Origin of the sequence: Stappia sediminis, assembly GCF_009826895.1 — a bacterium.
Taxonomy (GTDB): Bacteria; Pseudomonadota; Alphaproteobacteria; order Rhizobiales; family Stappiaceae; genus Hongsoonwoonella; species Hongsoonwoonella sediminis.
This window is the reverse complement of record NZ_WUMV01000001.1, coordinates 42897-61215: the sequence shown is the minus strand read 5'-3', so window position 1 is coordinate 61215 and position 18319 is coordinate 42897. Positions and strand designations below refer to the sequence as shown.

Annotated in this window: 17 protein-coding genes; 8 read left to right on the top strand and 9 right to left on the bottom strand. The window is 58.9% G+C overall.

Translation table 11 applies throughout. The features are described 5' to 3' along the window. Window positions 1-138: 138 nt before the first annotated feature. From GR183_RS00290 to GR183_RS00280, 3 genes are read left to right on the top strand one after another with little or no spacing between them, the layout of a single operon-like run. Window positions 139-1335 carry a TackOD1 domain-containing metal-binding protein gene (locus tag GR183_RS00290; protein ID WP_160773590.1) on the top strand — a complete coding sequence of 399 codons (1197 nt, stop codon included), beginning with the start codon at window positions 139-141 and terminating at the stop codon, window positions 1333-1335. Then, window positions 1335-2648 carry a glycosyltransferase family 2 protein gene (locus GR183_RS00285; protein ID WP_160773589.1) on the top strand — a complete coding sequence of 438 codons (1314 nt, stop codon included), beginning with the start codon at window positions 1335-1337 and terminating at the stop codon, window positions 2646-2648. The genes GR183_RS00290 and GR183_RS00285 overlap by 1 nt, the downstream gene beginning before the upstream one ends. Next, on the top strand, window positions 2645-3772 hold the full coding sequence (locus GR183_RS00280) for an HlyD family secretion protein (RefSeq protein WP_160773588.1): 1128 nt from the start codon (window positions 2645-2647) through the stop codon (window positions 3770-3772). Before GR183_RS00285 ends, GR183_RS00280 begins: the two co-directional genes overlap by 4 nt. Window positions 3773-3781: 9 nt before the next feature. Here the strand turns inward: GR183_RS00280 and GR183_RS00275 are convergent, their stop codons facing one another. Both GR183_RS00275 and GR183_RS00270 read right to left on the bottom strand, forming a co-directional pair. Then, the gene (locus GR183_RS00275; RefSeq protein ID WP_160773587.1) at window positions 3782-4276 is read right to left on the bottom strand and encodes a hypothetical protein; all 495 of its coding nucleotides are present in this window, start codon (window positions 4274-4276) and stop codon (window positions 3782-3784) included. Window positions 4277-4307: 31 nt separating this feature from the next. Continuing rightward, window positions 4308-4979 (bottom strand): glutathione S-transferase family protein, encoded by a 672-nt coding sequence (locus tag GR183_RS00270; RefSeq protein WP_160773586.1) that lies wholly within the window; start codon window positions 4977-4979, stop codon window positions 4308-4310. Window positions 4980-5173: 194 nt separating this feature from the next. Here GR183_RS00270 and GR183_RS00265 point away from each other — a divergent pair, with 194 nt between their 5' ends. Continuing rightward, window positions 5174-6469: a sulfite oxidase gene (locus GR183_RS00265; protein ID WP_160773585.1), complete on the top strand. Its 1296-nt coding sequence runs from the start codon at window positions 5174-5176 to the stop codon at window positions 6467-6469. 75 nt (window positions 6470-6544) lie between these two features. Continuing rightward, a complete protein-coding gene (locus GR183_RS00260) occupies window positions 6545-6859 on the top strand; it encodes an aldehyde dehydrogenase (protein WP_160773584.1) in 315 nt (104 codons plus the stop codon). Between the two features lie 17 nt (window positions 6860-6876). Here the strand turns inward: GR183_RS00260 and GR183_RS00255 are convergent, their stop codons facing one another. The 4 genes from GR183_RS00255 to GR183_RS00240 form a co-directional block, all read right to left on the bottom strand. Beyond that, complete coding sequence (locus GR183_RS00255; protein WP_208999707.1) at window positions 6877-7659, bottom strand: anti-sigma factor family protein; 783 nt, start codon at window positions 7657-7659, stop codon at window positions 6877-6879. Further along, entirely contained in the window at window positions 7656-8171 is a 516-nt protein-coding gene (locus GR183_RS00250; RefSeq protein WP_160773582.1) for an RNA polymerase sigma factor, read from the bottom strand. The genes GR183_RS00255 and GR183_RS00250 overlap by 4 nt, the downstream gene beginning before the upstream one ends. Before the next feature lie 206 nt (window positions 8172-8377). Continuing rightward, complete coding sequence (locus GR183_RS00245; RefSeq protein WP_160773581.1) at window positions 8378-10144, bottom strand: DGQHR domain-containing protein; 1767 nt, start codon at window positions 10142-10144, stop codon at window positions 8378-8380. A gap of 17 nt (window positions 10145-10161) precedes the next feature. Beyond that, window positions 10162-11100 carry a DNA-methyltransferase gene (locus tag GR183_RS00240; RefSeq protein ID WP_160773580.1) on the bottom strand — a complete coding sequence of 313 codons (939 nt, stop codon included), beginning with the start codon at window positions 11098-11100 and terminating at the stop codon, window positions 10162-10164. Window positions 11101-11345: 245 nt separating this feature from the next. Here GR183_RS00240 and GR183_RS00235 point away from each other — a divergent pair, with 245 nt between their 5' ends. The 3 genes from GR183_RS00235 to hemF all read left to right on the top strand — a co-directional run bounded on the left by GR183_RS00235 (window position 11346) and on the right by hemF (window position 13956). Beyond that, window positions 11346-12440: a mandelate racemase/muconate lactonizing enzyme family protein gene (locus GR183_RS00235; protein ID WP_160773579.1), complete on the top strand. Its 1095-nt coding sequence runs from the start codon at window positions 11346-11348 to the stop codon at window positions 12438-12440. 85 nt (window positions 12441-12525) lie between these two features. Continuing rightward, window positions 12526-12984, top strand: coding sequence for a tRNA (cytidine(34)-2'-O)-methyltransferase (locus GR183_RS00230; RefSeq protein WP_160773578.1), 459 nt, complete (start codon window positions 12526-12528; stop codon window positions 12982-12984). Window positions 12985-13020: 36 nt separating this feature from the next. Further along, the gene (gene hemF, locus GR183_RS00225) at window positions 13021-13956 is read left to right on the top strand and encodes an oxygen-dependent coproporphyrinogen oxidase (protein ID WP_160773577.1); all 936 of its coding nucleotides are present in this window, start codon (window positions 13021-13023) and stop codon (window positions 13954-13956) included. A 108-nt stretch (window positions 13957-14064) separates the two neighbouring features. Here the strand turns inward: hemF and GR183_RS00220 are convergent, their stop codons facing one another. The 3 genes from GR183_RS00220 to GR183_RS00210 form a co-directional block, all read right to left on the bottom strand. After that, entirely contained in the window at window positions 14065-15066 is a 1002-nt protein-coding gene (locus tag GR183_RS00220; RefSeq protein WP_160773576.1) for a Tim44 domain-containing protein, read from the bottom strand. Between the two features lie 180 nt (window positions 15067-15246). Beyond that, the gene (gene metK / locus GR183_RS00215; RefSeq protein WP_202395780.1) at window positions 15247-16422 is read right to left on the bottom strand and encodes a methionine adenosyltransferase; all 1176 of its coding nucleotides are present in this window, start codon (window positions 16420-16422) and stop codon (window positions 15247-15249) included. Between the two features lie 182 nt (window positions 16423-16604). Next, complete coding sequence (locus tag GR183_RS00210) at window positions 16605-18251, bottom strand: class I SAM-dependent methyltransferase (protein WP_160773575.1); 1647 nt, start codon at window positions 18249-18251, stop codon at window positions 16605-16607. Window positions 18252-18319: the final 68 nt, after the last annotated feature.

Below are 18319 nucleotides of genomic sequence, written 5' to 3'. Positions count from 1 at the left end.
AAAACGAAACAGAGCGAGGCGAGTGCGTAATGTATAGAGTACTGTGTTATGCATACATTATTGCGTCTACGGCCTACTGAAGATTTCCACTACTTTCTTTTCCCCAACGTGGACAATGTCCCAATTCCGAATGGATGGGTGAAGGGAAAGGCCGGTGGAAATAACAAGCCTTACGCCATTGTCCTGACAGCCTTTCTGGCTGATCGGCTGATCGAAAGGCTTCTCAGGAAAATCAGCAATCCGCTGGTCCCGGTCATCAGCATGGAAGCGGACGAGCGCGAATGGTTCGACGCGTCCGGGCCGGATTGCTTTGATGCCGCGCGCGCTATCATCGAGCGGCTGGAGGACCTTCCGGAAACCGTGCGCTTGTCGGGAAATACCGAAGACATTCTTCTTGCAAGGATGTATTCGCGCGAGCGGGATCTGATTGCCGACTACGATCCCCGAAAACCTGCCATGGTGGGCTACCGCGTCCTGGGCGGTCAGCTTGGCGATGCCTGCGAAACGGCGCATGCGCTCTTCCGGCGCGGTTTCCTGAACCGCACGTTTTTCGACCGCCTGCACGTATGTCCCCAATGCCGCTCATCCGCGCTGAACGTTCGCGAGGAATGCTGCAAGTGCCGCTCGCCGCAGATCGGCGAGGAGACGGTCGTCCATCATTTCCCCTGTGGCTTCGAGGCGGTCGAGGGCGAGTTCCGGCAAACCGCGGATGGCCTTTATTGCCCGAAATGCAGTCAGTTGCTGCGCCATATCGGCCTCGACTATGACAAGCCGGGCTCGGCGATCGTCTGCAAGTCCTGCGGCGCGGTCGACGATAGCACGGCGGTGGGCTTCGTTTGCATGCATTGCCGCTCCAGGCACGACGCCGGGCGGATGCCCGTTCAGGACTGGTATTCCTATCAGTTGACTCCGGCCGGGCTGCAGGCCTTGCTCGGCGGTGGAACGGACCCGCGCAAACCGGACGTCGAGACGGACCACTTCAAGGTTCTGCTGCAGCAGGCGATCCGCCACGAAGCGGCCTTCGGCACGCCCTTCCAGGTTCTGAAAGGCGTTTACGATCCCGCGGAAGATTTCCGCTCGCACAGCCTGCGCCTGGCCGAGCAGTCCGAGCATCTGGTTTCCGATGTCCTGCGCAGCGCGCTAAGGCCCGTGGACACGGTCGCTCCTTGCGAAAACGGCATGCTCATCCTGCTCACGCACATGAGCGAGGCCGACGCACAAAAGGTAATCAGCGAGATCGATCACCGGATGGCGGAGGTCGTCCTGCACGATCCGGGCCTCAGGTTCCACATTCTTTCGCGCTCCGAGTGCGAGCAAATCGCCGGGGAAACATGATGGACGCGGCAAGAGGAGCAGCCGATTTTCTTCAGGCGCTGGACTGGCACTCCGCCATCGCCGTGTTCTGGTTCATGGTGCTCCTGGAGATTCCGCGCTTCGCGCTCGGCTTCCTGGTCGCGGGCGTCGATCATGTCGCGGCGACGCTCTATCCGCCGCCGCCCCGTTCGAAGGCTGACGAACGCACCCTTTCCCGGCTGAAGGTCAGCGTCGTGGTCGCGGGGCACAACGAGGCCCACGCGATGCGCGCGTGCATCCGCTCGCTTCGCGAGCAGACGCGCCGGATCGACGAGATCATCTGCGTCGACGACGGCTCGACGGACGGCATGCGCGAGGTTCTTGCGCAATTGCGCGCCGAGGGCCTGATCGATGCCGCCCTTTGCAACCAGGATCGCTGCGGCAAGGTTTCGGCGGCAAACTTCGGTATGATGATGGCAACCGGCGATATCGTCATCAATCTCGATGCCGACTGCTCGTACGACAGAGACGCGATAGAGCTTCTGCTCGAACCGTTCGCCGATCCGCAGGTGGGCGCGGTATGCGGCGCCATCGGGGTGCGCAACCACACTTATTCGGTCGTCACTGCCTATCAGGCGATCGAATACATCATCAGCATCGGTCTCGGGAAACGGGTTCAGGATCTTTTCGGCATCGTCACTTGCGTTTCGGGCGCGTTCGGCGCTTTCCGCCGCGAGTGCTTCCGCCAGATCGGCGGCAACGAGCCCGGGCCGGGCGAGGATTTCGACATGACCATGCGCGTCCGCCGGGCCGGCTGGAAGATCCGCTACGCGGCCGATGCATGGTGCTTCACGGATGGCGTTCCCACACTCAGGGGCCTCATCCGCCAGCGCCGACGGTGGGACAGGGATACGATCAGGATCAGGCTGCGCAAGTTCGGGAGTTCTTTCGCCCCGACCGGGCGGAGCTGGAACACGCTGGAAACGGTGGAACAGGTCGAATTCGTCGTTTTCAACCTGATCCCCACCCTCGTCTTCCCGATCTATGTCGGCGCCCTGTTCTACGTCTTCGGTACCGCCGCCTTCTACATCCTGGGCGCGGTGGCCATCGTCTACGTCCTGATGGACATCTTCATTTTCTTTCTCGCCGTTTTCGTCACCGGGCGTTTCGGCGCGAAAACGGTGTTCGAGCTTCTGCCGTTCCTTTTGACCAGCGGGCTGTTCAACGGAATGTTCCTGCGGCTGGTCAGGCTCTACGCCTATTTCGAGGAATGGGTATTCGACGCTTCCAAGGATGACAGCTATCAGCCAAGCCGCGTCCGCTCCATCCTGCCATACGCGAGAGGCAAGTCATGATCCGTCAGATAAGACCGCGCACCAAGGCGGACCGTTTCGAAAACGACGTCCGTTCATCGAGGCCGAAGTGGAGCCGTTACCTCTACTTCGCATGCGTCCTCGCCTTCCTGGCCTATATCGCCAACATGATCGTCGGCCCCATGCTCTGGCTCCAGGCCGAAGGGCTCGTGACGGCGGACAGGGTCGTCATCTCCCTGCCCTATGAAGCGCAGGTCCTCGACGTCGATATCAAGCCCGGCCAGGCGGTTCGCGAAGGGCAGTTCCTCGGCCAGGTGCATTCGCCCCAGGTCGCGAGCGTCATCGCCAACCTCGCCTCCCAGAGTGCGGCGACGATCGCCCGCCAGGCGGAGCTTTCCATCAAGGTCGAGATCGCGAACGAGGTCATGAAGACGGCGGACGACCGCCTTGCCGAGGCCGAAACCAGCCTGAAGAAGCTGTCGGGCGCGCGCTCGGTCGTCACCGATGCCTCCTACCGCCAGGCGGTTCGCGAGCATTACGACGCCTTCGAGGAGATCGCGATACGCAACGCAGAGCGCCGCTCCTCCCTTGCCCAGCTCGAAAAGCTCGGCAAGGCGCAGGAAGAAGCCGCCGCTGCGATGGAGGATATCCGCAGCCGCTACATGAACGGCACCATCAGCGCGCCCGCCGATGGCGTCATCAGCGATACGCTCGCCCGCCAGGGCGATGTGATCCGGCCCGGAGAACCGCTGGCGGAAATGTTCGTCGGCGGCAAGTTCGTCCTCGCCTATCTCGAGACGGGCACTCTTTATTCCGTCAGGCCCGGAGAACGGGTCACGGTCAAGAGCGGCTTCGCAAGCTCGCCCGGCACCATTGTCGAGATCCTGCCGTTAACGGTGCAGTTGCCGGACGAGTTCCAGAAGACGTTTCAGCCGACGGCGCGCGGACAGGTCGTGCGCATCGCGCTCGACAACCAGACCGTCTTTCCGTTGCTGACGAAAATCACCGTCTCGGGCGAGAAGCTCATTCCCGGCAACGACACGATCACCACCACGCGGATAGCCTCGGCGGTCTCTCGTATGGCCTCCGCCGTGGCGGATATATTTACCGAAGGTAAGGCGAACGCGGACGAAATGAAGCTCACGCAGAAGTCGAACATTCGGTAGGATTTCGCATCAGCCATCAGCCGGTCTGGTGGGCGGGATGCCTTCACTCATCCCTATGCCCGGTCGCGCGACACAGGGGGCGAGCGCGCTCAAGCCGCTGCCGATCCGCGTCGAGACCTTGTCCAGCGCCGTGTCGATGATCTCATCCGGCTTTTGCGCCAATGCCTCCACGTTCTCGCCGAAAGCGGCAAGCCTGCGGTCGACTTCGTCGAGCTTCGCCCTCGCCTTCTCCAGCGCTTCCGCGCTGCTTTCCCGCCCTTGCTCGCGAATGGAAGCGAGATCGCCGCGAAGCGCCTTCAGTTCTCCGGTCAGGTTCTTCAGTTCGCCGCTGACCGGGCGGATGCTGACGATACGCCCGCCGAGATTGTCCATCGCCCGTTCGAAGGTCGATGCCGCGCCATAGGCAAGCGCAAGGCACAGTGCAACCAGGATCAGCGTCGCGTTCAACAACGCGAGCAGCAGGTTCTTGATCGTGGTTCCGAACGATCTTTCCTTCATCGCCATCGGCTTCTCCCGTGAACGCATCGAATGTCGTTCACTCTAACGGAGAATGCGCCGTTCTGCCGATGCTGATCCCGTTTTGCATGTCGAGGCACTTGGCGACGGCCGGGCGACGGCTCATGAGTTCGCAGGCCTCCGCGACCGCCGGGCAGGCTTGCCGGAGATCGTCGACCGGCTCGAACCATGTCGCCAGCATCAGCATGTAGATATCCGCCACACTGCAGGCCTCGCCCAGAAAGTACGGCCCCTTTTCGCCAAGATGCGCCTCGACCGGCCGCCACACCGCGAACAGGTTCTCGACCGCGCGTTCCTTGATGGCGGGCGCATGGGCAGGGTCCGTGCTGAAGCGCTCGGGGTAGTAGAAGCGCTTGTAGGCGACCTGCACGGTGTTCGTCAGGTAGATCAGCCAGCGCAGGAATGTCCCGCGCCTTGTGTCGCCGACCGCCGGAACAAGGCCAACCCCGGGATGCAACTCGCCAAGATAGAGACAGAGCGCGGCGGCCTCGCTTAGTACCTGCCCGTCCGGGCAAACAAGCGCGGGCACAGTGCCGGCGGGGTTGAGCTTCAAGTACTCCGGCGTGTTGTGTTCGCCGCGCGAAAGATCGACGCTCACGATCTCATGGTCCGACCCGGTTTCTTCCAGAACGATTTGCGGGGCGAGGCATGCCGTGCCTTGCGCCCAGAAAAACCTGTAACTTCCGTTCATATCGAAATTGCGCTTTGCCCTGCCTGCTTCGGTTGTGGCCAACCTATCGGCAATCGCATTGTCCGAACAGACGGTGATTGTCTGGGACAGGCCGCCGCACATGGCGCAAGCGCCACCCCTCAGGTTGTTTTCGACGGAATAAAGAGCCGGCCCTGTGCGTTTGTTTATTGAGGACATTGCAAAGGGAGGAATACATGTCCGTGAAGAACGAAAGCAAGGGGCTGTTCGCTTACTTCGAAAAAGACCCCGAAAGCGCCGACCGTCATTTCTTCGGGCGGATTTCCCATTCCGACCGGCGCGGTTTTCTGCGCGGCGCGGGCCTGACCACCATGGGCGCCATGCTCGGGATGGCTATTCCTTATCACCGCACCATGCCGGCGGGCTTCATTCCGGTCGCCTTCGCCAATGAAGACGCGCTCACCGGCAAGGATGGCCTGACCCTTTTGAACGACAGACCGGTCAACGCGGAAACGCCACCCCAGCTGCTTGACGACCCGATCACGCCGACGAACCGGCATTTCATCCGCAACAACGGCCTGCCGCCGGAAGACGTCGACCCCACCACCTGGACCCTGACGATCGACGGCCTCGTCGACAATCCGATGGAACTGACGATCGCCGACCTCAAGTCCAATTTCGAGGTTGTGAACATGGCTCTCACGATCGAATGCGGCGGCAACGGGCGCGCGTTCTTCGATCCGCCGGCGTCGGGCAACCAGTGGACGCTTGGTGCGGTGGCCTGTTCGGAGTGGACGGGCGTTCGCCTGAAGGATGTGCTGGCGAAGGCCGGCGTGAAGGACGGCGTCGTCTACACCGCGCACGTCGGCGCCGATACGCATCTGTCGGGCGATCCCGGGAAACTGCCGATCTCGCGCGGCGTTCCGATCGAGAAGGCGATGACGGACAACGTCCTCATCGCGTTCGAGATGAACGGCGCGGCCCTGCATCCGATGAACGGCGCGCCGCTGCGCCTCGTCGTTCCCGGCTGGCCGGGGTCGTGCTCGCAGAAGTGGCTGAAGCGCATCTGGCTGCGCGATGTCGTCCACGACGGTCCGAAGATGACGGGAACGTCCTATCGCGTTCCGAACCGCCCCGTTGCGCCGGGCGAGGAGGTCGCCAAGGAGGATTTCGTCATCATCGAGCGCATGCCGGTGAAGTCCCTGATCACCAGCCCCGCGACGGGCGCCGAGCTTGGCGCGCAAGGGGCGGAGGTGCGCGGCCACGCCTGGTCCGGCGACCGCAAGATCGAGCGTGTCGACATCTCGATCGATTTCGGCGCGACGTGGATTGAGACAGAGCTGGAAGCCCCGGTGAACGACGGCGCCTGGCAGAACTGGCGCACGACCGTCAATTTCCCGCAAGCCGGCTATTACGAGATCTGGGCCCGGGCGACGGATGATGCCGGCGTCGCGCAGCCCTTTGCGATTGCGTGGAACCCGAAGGGCTATCTCAACAATTCGATGCATCGCGTCGGCGTGCGCATCGTCTGATCTCTTCGCAAATCGAACGTTGGGGGCGGCAGACCTGCCGCCCCTTCATCACGTCATCCCAAGCCCGGACCTGCCATGAACCATCTTCTCGCAACCTGCCTGAGTCTTGCGATCGCCGCCCTTTCCGCCCCGGCCTTCGCGGAAGATTCCGAATACGGAATTCTTTTCAACGCGCCGGGCGTGGAGGAAACCTACATCTACTGCACGGCCTGCCATTCGGAGATGATCGTCGCCCAGCAGGGCAAGACCCGCAAGCATTGGGAGGACCTGTTCGAGTGGATGCGCGAGGAGCAGGGCATGGCGGAAATTCCGGAGCCGGACCGCACCCGCATCCTCGACTATCTGGCCGAGAACTATAACGAGGACCGGCCCCACTTCCCGAAACGATAATTAGCCGGATAATTCGCTCACGCGCAGGGGCGCGCCGCCGTCTCGCTCATGGCGTGGCGGAATTCATCCCGCCTGCGCAACTGGTGCTGGATCACGGCTTCGGCGTATTCGCCGACGGCCTCGAAGCGCTCGGCGTCCATGCCACTGGCGACCATCACGAAGCCGAACCCGCCTGCGGCCCAGTTGCGCACCAGAAAGCCGGCGCGTTTCATCGGCGGCGCGCTGGATGCCCCGTCGACCGCGATCAGCGTCAGCCGGCAGCCGTGCAGCCCGCGGTAATGCAGGCCGACGATGTCGCTCCCGCCCGCGCGGCCCGTTTCCACATCGACGAGGAACAGCCGCGACGCCGTCATGTCCGGCGCGCTGAACTCGAACGCCCGGCCCGTGGAGACGACCTTTTCCACCTTGCCTTCCTCAACGACGTAGGTCTGCCGCGCCAGCCTTTCGTGCAAGGCGAACACGCTGTCTTCCAGGTTCGGGGGCAGAAGATACTGCCAGGCGGAGAGGCTCATCACGGCGACGATCAGACACGCGGCGATGGCCGCAAAAGCGCGCGCACGCGGCTTCTTCGCGGGCTTGCGTTCGTCCGTGGCGGCATCCGGGGCGGCTTCGGCGGGGCGCAGGGCCGCAAGGCCCTTCTTGAGCTTGAGGATACGGTCGAGTTCGGCCTGAAGGCCCGGCTCGTCGGCAAGGCGCGCCTCAAACGCGGCGGATAGTGCTGCGTCGAGTTCGCCGTCGGCGAAACCGTTCAGCAGCACCCAATCGTTTTCCTGCCCGCCGTTTTCCTGCCCGCGCATCATGTCTTCCGTTTCCGCCTTGCCCTCATCGGCCTGACGTTGGACCCTTCAAGCTCATCCACCATCGCCCTTCGTGCCCGGCTCAGCCGGCTCATCACCGTGCCGGTGGCAACCGTCATGACGTTTGCCGCCTCCGCATAGCTCATCCCCATCACATCGACCAGGTAAAGCACCTCGCGGTGGTTGGGCGAAAGCGCTGCCATCGCCTGCCGGATCAGGATGGAGTCCAGCCGATTGTCCTCACCAGCCGGCTCCCCATCAATTAAACGTTTATACGAGGCGGAATATTCCGAGCGCACCTTTTTCCTGCGCTGTCTGTCAATGTAGAGATTACGGATGACGCGGAACATCCAGTGCCGCATATCGGGCAGCGTGTCGGGCACGCTCCCGCTTTCCAGCGCGCGGGCAATCGCTTCCTGCACGAGGTCGTCCCCGTCGCAAGCATCGCCGCAAAGCGCATAGGCATAGGCGGTGAACTGAGGCCGCAGCCTCAGGATTTTGTCGTGATCAACCATCCCGGTGAAAGTATGCCGCAGTTATGCGGTGGGAGCTAGGGATAGAGCTTGGGTGATTGGGTTTCAGAGTTATGTCGTCGAGAGCGGTAATGCTTGTTGAGTAACATGCTAGCTATTTTTCATGGTGATTAATTTCTATCAAATGAGCCATTACTCGCCGCACTAAATCAATCCAGAATATCTCTTCATAGATCGGCCAATTAATATTATGACGAGTCGTTAGCAGGCTTATTCCTATTAGTATAGTCGCTCGCAAAATACGTTTGAAATAGATTTTCCGCCATACGCGCATATTGGCTGGAGTGATACGCTCTAAAATTAAAACTATCAATATCGGAAAGAGCGGCTTTTAATGACGAAAACTCATCAATTTTGTTTCCGCTCTCAATGAGATACCTCATCGTTATCAGAAAACTATTAATATACGTGACGGTAACCAAACGATCTTTTTGCTTCGGATCCGTTGTCCACCTTTTAGCTTCCACATTATTCTTAACGGCATTTAAAAACATATTAATCTTCGAAACAGAGAAGTTTATATATTCGTTCAAAACCTTCTGGCCTGATTCTGTATTAATTTTTTCCTTATTTTCGTGATCAAAAATATAGAATAAAGAATCAGTTCCGCTTAATTTAAGCAATGGACCCAAAGCATAACTTACAATCGAGCTAGTTTTTAATTTTCCTTTATCAAAGAAATACTTTTCAACATAACCAGTGAGTGGCCCATTCTTCGCGAGTTGCGCCATTACTCGGCGACCAATCGCAGTTGCACTGAAAGGATTAAGAACCGTCTCTATTTCTTGGCGTAACGGTGTTGGCGCATTAGTTTGAGTTGCATTAATCGATAGAAATAGTTTGGCTTCGAACCTCTCTTGCTCCTCTTCGTCAACATCAGGCGGATAGATAACCCCCGTAACAAGAAGGTTTTGATGATGTCGAAGTCGCGCTATTTCAGGATCATCATTTCTAGACTTATAGTATGAAAATAGCCGATGCTGACCATCTATCATACCAATTGAGTTCGCTCGCTCTGGTAGTCTTATCTTTACCGGAGAAGTCTTAGTTAACGTGGTGATGTCGACAGTTTTCCCATCCTTTTCCTCCGGATGAACGTCCGACGGCAAGGTAGCAATCAAATTATTCACGAAGACCTGCTGATCTGTTTTCAGTTTCTTCCTCATAGACTCAATTTTTGAGCTATTTATCATGCGCTGATAAGCTTGAGATGACCCTCGCCAACCGTCGCGGCGGAGGACATATGCTCGCGACAATAAAGATGCCGCATCAACGTAAAACGATACGACCTTGTATCCCGTCGGAAATCCGGAAGAGGCCTCGGGCAGGATAGAACCGTTGAGGGTACGGGAATTGCCCTGCTGTTGAAACAATCCGTTTTCGGCCACGTCACTCGGATCTATACGAAGAAACTCCAATAACTCACCACGAACAGAAAGTTTTATAATTGAAGATATTTTTTCAAAATATTTCAGAACTGGATAATCAAAATAAACAGGTTCATTTACAACATCCTTTATACTTTCGTCAAATTCGTTTAATGAACAATATAAAATTCTAATAATATATCTATCTTCATGAAATTTATTCCCTAGCCTCTTATTGAATTCAGAAAAATTACCACGAAGATAATCAAGAAAACCCTTTGGGTCGGCAACCACATTTGAGAATATAATTTTCTTTTTCTTTAAATGCTCTCTAACATCGGAAGACTGAGAAGTAGTATATTCTAACAACAAAACCATATTTTCGGATACGAATACGTCATCAAACTCGCCGTCCTGCCCACCCCAACTAATATCTTTATTTGCAACTTCCGGAACTCGATCAAATCCAGCATTTCGAAGAACTGATTGCACAGTTCGAATGTGATATTCTCTACGTTTATTTTTTTGACGCTCTTCAGGCGTAAGTTTTTTCCTTTTTTTACTCTTGCTTTGAGGCTTCTTTGCCATTCTAAATGTCCTAAAAACTATTCGGCTGCCGTCTGCCACTCAGCAGGTACAGTAGCGACTCGCTCCCCCGACCGGGGACGGCGAACCGGCTTACCAAATGGCCTCAGCTCCAAATCTCCATCAAGAAAATCTTGCAAGCGCGAACGCGCGATCTGAATGTACTTCTCGCTCTGATCTATGCCGACACCTATACGTTGGTGCTTAGCGGCGGCGATAACAGTGGTCCCAGCACCGACGAATGGATCCAATACTGTATCCCCTGCTTCAGTGAACGCGAGAACGCATCGCTCAACAAGCTCACTTGGGAATTGGCAGGGATGAATAGTCTTCTCCGGATGGCGCGACTTGATATTCGGCAGATCCCAGATCGGATTACCATTTAACGCTTCGTTCGGATCGAACGTCCAGAAGTCTGTCGGATTTTTACCAGCGGGATTTCCACTTGGTTGCCCTGCTCTAGCACCCTTCCCCCTCGCGTGGCGTTTACCCGGATATAGCTGTGGAACACGGACCGGATCTAGATTAAAATAGTATTTATCAGATTTCGAGAACCAAAGGAGCGTTTCATATCGACCAGAAAATCTCTTTGTCGCATGTAATCCAAAATTAAAATGCCAAATTATACGATTTCTGAGTTTAAATCCCCTTCTCGAAATCATACTATAGAAAAAATAATCTAGAGGAAATACCTCTCCGTCTTTGAGATGATTTCCCACTTGCCAGCATAGATGCCCGTCTTCCGCAACCTTATCGCAGCAGGCTTGGACAATTGGATCTAGCCACTCAATGTATTCATCCAGCGTCCGCCTCCGATCTCTCTCGTACTCCTTCCCGATATTGTAGGGAGGCGAAGTGATCACGAGGCGACAAGTACCATCAGGAACATCTCGCAGTCTTAACGCCGCGTCCCCCTGAAGCAGTCGGTGCTTTTCGTTGTCAAGCTGTGTCTCCTTCAAAGGTGCGGCTCCTTAAAAAGAATCAACCTATGATAGCGGAATTTGTAATTTTACGCGATACCGCTTGTCAAACGACCTGGGCCAAGGGGCAAGGCTCAAGAGGCTGATTGCATAGCCCTCATCCTTTACGCTCCCTCAGAACCGGCTAGACCATTTCCGTTTCTCACCGAACCGACGCCCTGCACCACTCCTTTCGTGTAATCTCCCAAACGTGGCACAAAACTAGCGTCACGGAGGGGCAACCCGTGAGCACGATCAAGGATATATCCGCGCGGCTTTTCCGTGTTCCGCTTGCCGAGGTTCTGGAGGATGCGAAGCACGGCGCGCATACGCATTTCGAGCTGGTGACGGTGACCGTCACCACCGAAGGCGGGCGCTCCGGCACCGGCTACACCTATACCGGCGGCAAGGGCGGCCACGCGATCCTTGCCATGGTGGAACATGATCTTGCCCCCTTCCTCCTTGGCCAGGACGCGCGCGAGATCGAGGCGCTTCATGACGCTATGCTCTGGCACGTTCATTATGTCGGGCGCGGGGGCATCGCCTCCTTCGCGATATCGGCGATAGACATCGCCCTTTGGGACCTGCGGGGGCGTGAAAACGCCCTTCCCCTCTGGCGGATGGCAGGCGGGGCGGCGCGCGAATGCCGCGCCTATCGCGGCGGTATCGACCTTGGCTATTCGCTTGAAAAGCTTCTCGCCTCCGTCCGCTCCTACCTCGATGAGGGCTTCGACGGAGTGAAGATCAAGGTGGGGCGGCCGACACTTGCCGAGGACGTCGCCCGCGCCGCCGCCGTCCGCGATCTGATCGGCCCCGACATCGCCTTCATGGTGGATGCGAATTATTCCTTCACCGTCGATCAGGCGATTGCGGCGGCACGCGCCTTCGCCCCCCTCGATATCCTCTGGTTCGAAGAGCCTATCGTGCCGGACGATTATTTCGGCTACGCCCGCATCGCGGAGGAGACTTACGTTCCCCTTGCCATGGGCGAGAACCTGCACACGCTCGACGAATTCTCGCTCGCTCTTGAGAATTCGCAGCTTTCCTACATCCAGCCGGATGCCTCCAACTGCGGCGGGATAACCGGCTGGCTGCGCGTGGCCGAGCTTGCGCGCCGTAACGGCCTGCCCGTTTGCAGCCACGGCATGCAGGAGCTTCACGTCTCCCTCGTGTCCGCGCAGGAGAACGCCGGCCTGATCGAGGTGCATTCCTTTCCGATTGACGCCTATACGAAGCGGCCACTCGTGATGAAAAACGCTCTCGCCCAGGCGCCCGATACGCCCGGCACCGGCGTCGAGTTCGATTGGGAAAAGCTTGGGCCGCATGAAGCGCGCCGGTGAAATGAAGCGAGGCGGGGCGCGTTTCACGGCTCCTGAAAATCGGCTAAACCCTTTTGCCGAACCATCAAAGCCGAAGCGGAAGCCCGTGCCCGATCTTGCCCTTTACCAGCCCGATATTCCGCAGAACACGGGCACGATCCTGCGCCTTGCCGCCTGCATGGGTGTCTGCGTTCACCTGATCGAGCCTGCGGGTTTTCCGCTATCCGACCATGCGTTGAAGCGCGCGGGGATGGACTATCTGGAGCGCGCGGCGCTGACCCGCCATGTCTCCTTCGCCGCTTTCGAGGATTGGCGGAAGGGCGAAGCGCGGCGGCTCGTCCTGCTCTCCACCCGCGCGGCGGAGCCCTACACCGCGTTTTCCTTTGAAAGCTCGGACATTCTCCTGCTCGGGCGGGAGTCCGCCGGCGTGCCGGATGCGGTTCACGATGCCGCCGATGCGCGGCTTTTGATCCCCATGGCGGAGGGCATGCGCTCGCTCAATGTCGCGATATCCGGCGCGATGGTGCTGGGCGAGGCCTTGCGCCAGACGAAGGCTTTCCCCTAAACGTCTCTTCAATCGATCAAATTCGAAAGGCGGATCATGAGCGGCGACAAGGCGAAGGGCGGAGATATCAAGGGCGGGCCGATCCCCGGCGGGATCGAGGAGAAGAAGATCCGCGCGCCCGAATGGTTCGCAAGCTTGCGCGACGATATCTGCTCCGCTTTCGAGGCGCTCGAAGATGAGATCGGCTCGCTTTCCGGCCCGCTTTCGGATATGGCGCCCGGCCGTTTCGTCCGCACCCCCTGGGACCGCACGAACCACGACGGCGAAAAGGGCGGCGGCGGCGTCATGTCGATGATGCATGGCCGCGTTTTCGAAAAGGTCGGCGTTCACGTTTCCACCGTCCACGGCTCGTTCTCGCCGGAGTTTCGCGGCCAGATTCCGGGAGCATCGGAAGATCCGCGCTTCTGGGCCTCCGGCATCTCGCTGATCGCCCATCCGCACAACCCGCATGTTCCAGCCGTTCACATGAACACGCGCATGGTCGTCACCACGCGCCAGTGGTTCGGCGGCGGGGCGGACCTCACCCCCGTTCTCGATGCCCGCCGCACGCAAGCCGATCCGGACACGCGCGCCTTCCACGCCGCCATGCGCGAAGCCTGCGACGCTCACGCCTGCGCCGATTACGACCACTACAAGACATGGTGCGATGAATACTTCTACCTGAAACACCGCGACGAGCCGCGCGGCATCGGCGGCATTTTCTACGATTATCTCAACAGCGGCGATTGGGAGGCCGATTTCGCCTTCACGCAGGATGTCGGCCGCGCCTTCCGCAAGATCTATCCCGACCTCGTGCGACGCAATTTCGAAACGCCCTGGAGCGAGGCGGAGCGCGAGGAGCAACTTATCCGCCGTGGCCGCTATGTGGAGTATAATCTGCTTTACGACCGGGGCACGATTTTCGGCCTCAGGACGGGCGGAAACGTCGCCTCCATCCTGTCTTCCATGCCGCCGGTCGTGAAATGGCCATGAGGGAATTCTGAGACTTTCTCAAATCCCCTCGTTTCACCTTTTTCGCGCCTTTGGGAATTATCTTCGCCGCTTGCGTGGACAGCCTCTCAGGCCCCCGTCAGGCCGGTATCACCCGGCCTGCTGGATGGCGGAAAGCCGCCAGTTTCCGCCGTTTTCGCGCACGAAGGTCCAAAGTTCCGTCACTTCCGAGGGGGTGTCGGGATCGCCTTCGACGACCTTGTTCGTCGCTCGCTCTCTCGTTACGTCAATTGACGAGTAACGCATTGCAACCGTTGCGAAATCCTCCGCACCCTCGCGCCATGCCTCCGAAAGATCACCCTGCAGCAGCCTGATATCGCGCACCTCGTTCACGAGGCCTGCGGACGCTGCTTTTCCGAGATCTTCCGCAAGGAATCCAAAGGCTTCCGTCGTCGAAAGGTCGCGCAGCGCAGTATAGTCCTCCCGCCCGAAGGCTTCCTGGATCTCGGTCAGGAGCTTTTCGAAGACGTCCAGATCCTCAGGTGTTACGCCGATCTCGTCCCCTTCCGAAAAAGGCTTTGTAGACGCTGCGGAAGATGCGGATGCTCCACCGATATCCGGCACCCGGAACCCCGGTGACGCGTGGTTTTCGCGCTGGCCCGAAAACTGCGAAAGCCGCGCGCTCGCAAGGCCCGCCGGCGCATAGGCCGGTTGCGGTTCGGGCTGCCGCCGACGCATGAAAAACATGACAATTCCGCCGATAATGGCCAGTTGCAGCAGGAGGCCCAGCATGCCGGCGAAGCCGCCGATCCCGTGGCCCAGCAGCATGCCGATAAGCCCGCCGAGCAGAAGACCGCCCATCATGGAGCCGAAGAAACCGCCACCGAAGAGGCCACGCCGCGGCGAAGTGGCGGAATTCTGCCTTGTCGCCTGTGAAGGCGATGCGCTCTGCCGCGGCGTTTGGGTGTTTTGCAGCGGTTGCGCCTTGCGTGGTGCCGTCGGCGTCGCCTTGGGCACCGAAAACGTGCGCAAACCCCTGCCCCCGAAGGAAAATCCGCGCCGCGCCTCCGCATAATCGGCGGCAATCAGGCTTAGCGTGGTGGCAAGCGCCAGAAGAAGGAAAACAGCACGAAATCGATATATCAGTTTCATTCAGGCTCCGGAGGTGTCGCTCATTCTTGTTCGTCAGTCGATTTAGGTACGGCCCTTGCGAATTGAAAGCCGCAGGCACAGTCAATGAGGGTCCGGACGTGAAAAATGGATGAAAAAAGCCCGGCAACCTGAAGCCGCCGGGCCTGATTTTCACTTGCCGCTACGTCTTTTCAGCGACTTTCAAGCGACTGCGGATTTCTTCAGTTCATCCGCCAGCGCTTCGGCCTTGTCGGTCTTCTCCCACGGGAAACCGGCATCGTCGCGGCCGAAGTGGCCGTAAGCGGCGGTCTGCCTGTAAATCGGGCGAAGCAGATCGAGCATCTGGACGATGCCCTTCGGGCGAAGGTCGAAATGGGCGCGGATAAGCTGCTCGATCCTCCAGTCGGGAAGCTTGCCCGTTCCGAATGTCGTCACATGCACCGAGACGGGCTCGGAAATGCCGATGGCGTAGGCGATCTGCACCTCGCATTTGTCGGCAAGACCGGCGGCCACGACGTTTTTCGCGACATACCGGCATGCATAGGCCGCCGAACGGTCGACCTTCGAGGGGTCCTTGCCCGAAAACGCTCCGCCGCCGTGACGCGCCATGCCGCCATAGGTGTCGACGATGATCTTGCGCCCGGTCAGGCCGCAGTCGCCAACAGGCCCGCCGATAACGAAACGCCCGGTCGGATTGACGAGGAATTTCGTTTCGGAATCGATGAAGCCTTCCGGCATTTCCGGCTTGATGATCTCCTCGATCACCGCCTCGGTAAGCTCCTTGTGGCTCACGTCCTCTGCGTGCTGCGTGGAAAGCACGACCGTGTCGAGCGCCGCCGGCTTGTCGTTCACGTAGCGTACGGAAACCTGGGATTTTGCGTCCGGGCGCAGCCACGGCAGCGTGCCGTCCTTCATCAACCTAGCCTGGCGGCGGGTCAGTTGATGGGCAAGCTGAATGGGCATCGGCATAAGCTCGGGCGTCTCGCGCGAGGCATAGCCGAACATCAGGCCCTGGTCGCCCGCGCCCTGGTTGAGATCGAGCCCGTCGCCTTCGTTCACGCCTTGCGCGATATCGGGAGATTGCTTGTCGATCGAAAGGAGAACGGCCGCCGTGTCAGCCGCGAAGCCAAGGGCCGGATCCGTGTATCCGATGTCGCGGATGATCTCGCGCACGATCTCGGCATAGTCGAGCTTGGCAGTCGTCGTGATCTCGCCCGAGATCACGGCCATACCGGTATTGACCATGGTTTCGCATGCGACGCGCGCCGAACGGTCCTCCGCGAGGATCGCATCGAGAATGCCGTCGGAAATATTGTCCGCGACCTTGTCCGGATGTCCGGCGCCAACGGATTCGGAAGAGAAGATATAGCCATCCATCAGTTCAGGTTACCCTTCTTGAAATGGTGCGGGGACAACTTTGCCCGTTGAAAGGCACGTGCCCCCACGGATGCGGGCGAGAAGGGCCATCGGAAGTTCCCGGGAACGCCCTTTTTCACCCTTGAAAGAACGACTGCCGCGAAATCAATCGCGTGGCTTTCCACGGCAGTCGGCATCGTGGATCAATTCGCTGACTTTTCCGCAATGAAGCAGGCCCAGCCGATCTTCCCGGCATTCGCCGCATCGACCCAGAACTGCAGGGCGTTCGCCGTGCGCTCCACGAGTTCCGCCCCGATCCGGTCGTCGAACTCGGCCTTGCGGCGCAAGAGTTCGGAGCGAACCCAGGCGTAGGTGGGCGCCACGTTTTCCGACCAGTCGGCATCGGTCTTGATATCGAAGCCGCTTTTTGCCAGCGCCTCGCGGTAGTCGGCGGCATCGAACATGTCCGGAGACTTGATGCGCTGGTAAATGCGCTCGCGGTCCTCTTTCGAAACGTCCTTGCGCACCAGAAGGTCGGTAAAGACGATCTGACCGCCCGGCTTGATCACGCGGTAAGCCTCGTCGAGAACCTTCTGCTTGTCGGCGGCGTGAAGGAAGGCTTCCTGCGACATGTAGATATCGAAGATGCCGTCATCGTAAGGCAGGTCGTGAAAATCGGCCCATTCGAAGGCGACGAGATCGTCGAGCCCGGCGTCGCGCGTCAGTTCCGCACCCCATTCCAGCTCCCGCTCGGAGATGTTCGTGGCAAGCACCCGGCAACCGAAGCGGCGTGACAGGAAGCGCGCCATTGCGCCGTAGCCACAGCCGACATCGAGAACCTGGGACTTGCGCGGCACCTCCATCAGGTCGCCGATACGCTGGTTGGAACGCACCATCGCCGACTGGAGGCTTTCGCCCTCTAGCTCGAACGTGCCGATGTGGACGTTCTCGCCCCAGATGTCGCGATAAATCTCATCCGCCGCGCCGTCGTAATATTCGCGCGTTTCGCGCACGACACGGGTCAGGTTCTTGTTCTTCTGGGCCGCCGTTTCCTTGCGCTTCGGCTTGATGCCGCTCGTCTTGTCGACGGGCTTGAAGGCAACCTGCTGGATGAAATCGACGTCGTAGTGGTCGTAGGGACGCTCGAAATCGCCGTAGCGGGTTACATCTACGAAGCCGGCATCCTCCAGGAGATGGCTCATGTAGTTCTGGCGCAGCGGATAAAGCTGCAGCGTATGCCGATCGCCATTGGGGAAGCTGTACTGGAACTTGCACATCGTGCGGCTGATGATGACCGGCCGCGCGTCCACTCCTTTGCCGGTGTAATAGAACTCGTGCTTGGTGCTGTAGCCTTCATCCAGGATGCTGTCGTAGTTGCGGTGGTCGATGATGAGTATTCCACCAGGCCTCAGCACTTTGAACATGGATTCAAGCGCATCGCGGCGCGATTCATGTTCGAAAAGATGCGAAAACGCGTTACCGAGGCAAACCAGAGAATCGAAAGCCTCCGGACCGAAGGCCTTGTGAAGCTCGCGCCAGTCGACGACGCGTGTATCGACCAGCTCGACGCCGGATTGCACGACATTCTGTTTGGCCCGTTCGATCATGTTGGCCGAGCCGTCGCAGGCCGTCACCTTGAAACCGTCTTCGGCCAGGACGACCGAATGAAACCCCGTACCGCAGGCGATATCGGCAACGGATTCAACGCCATAAGCGTTCAACAAGCGATGAAAGAACCCGGACTCGCTCTTGCGCCGGCCATCCCAGCCGATCAGCTTGTCCCAATTGCCCACGAAATCCTCGGTGTATTCTTCGACGTAGCTTTCGTCGTCGATGAGTTTGGCAGTCATAAAAAACCCCCGGTTCGAGTGCCCGGACCGACGCGCATGGAGGCACCGGAGCCGGTAGCGGCCACGCC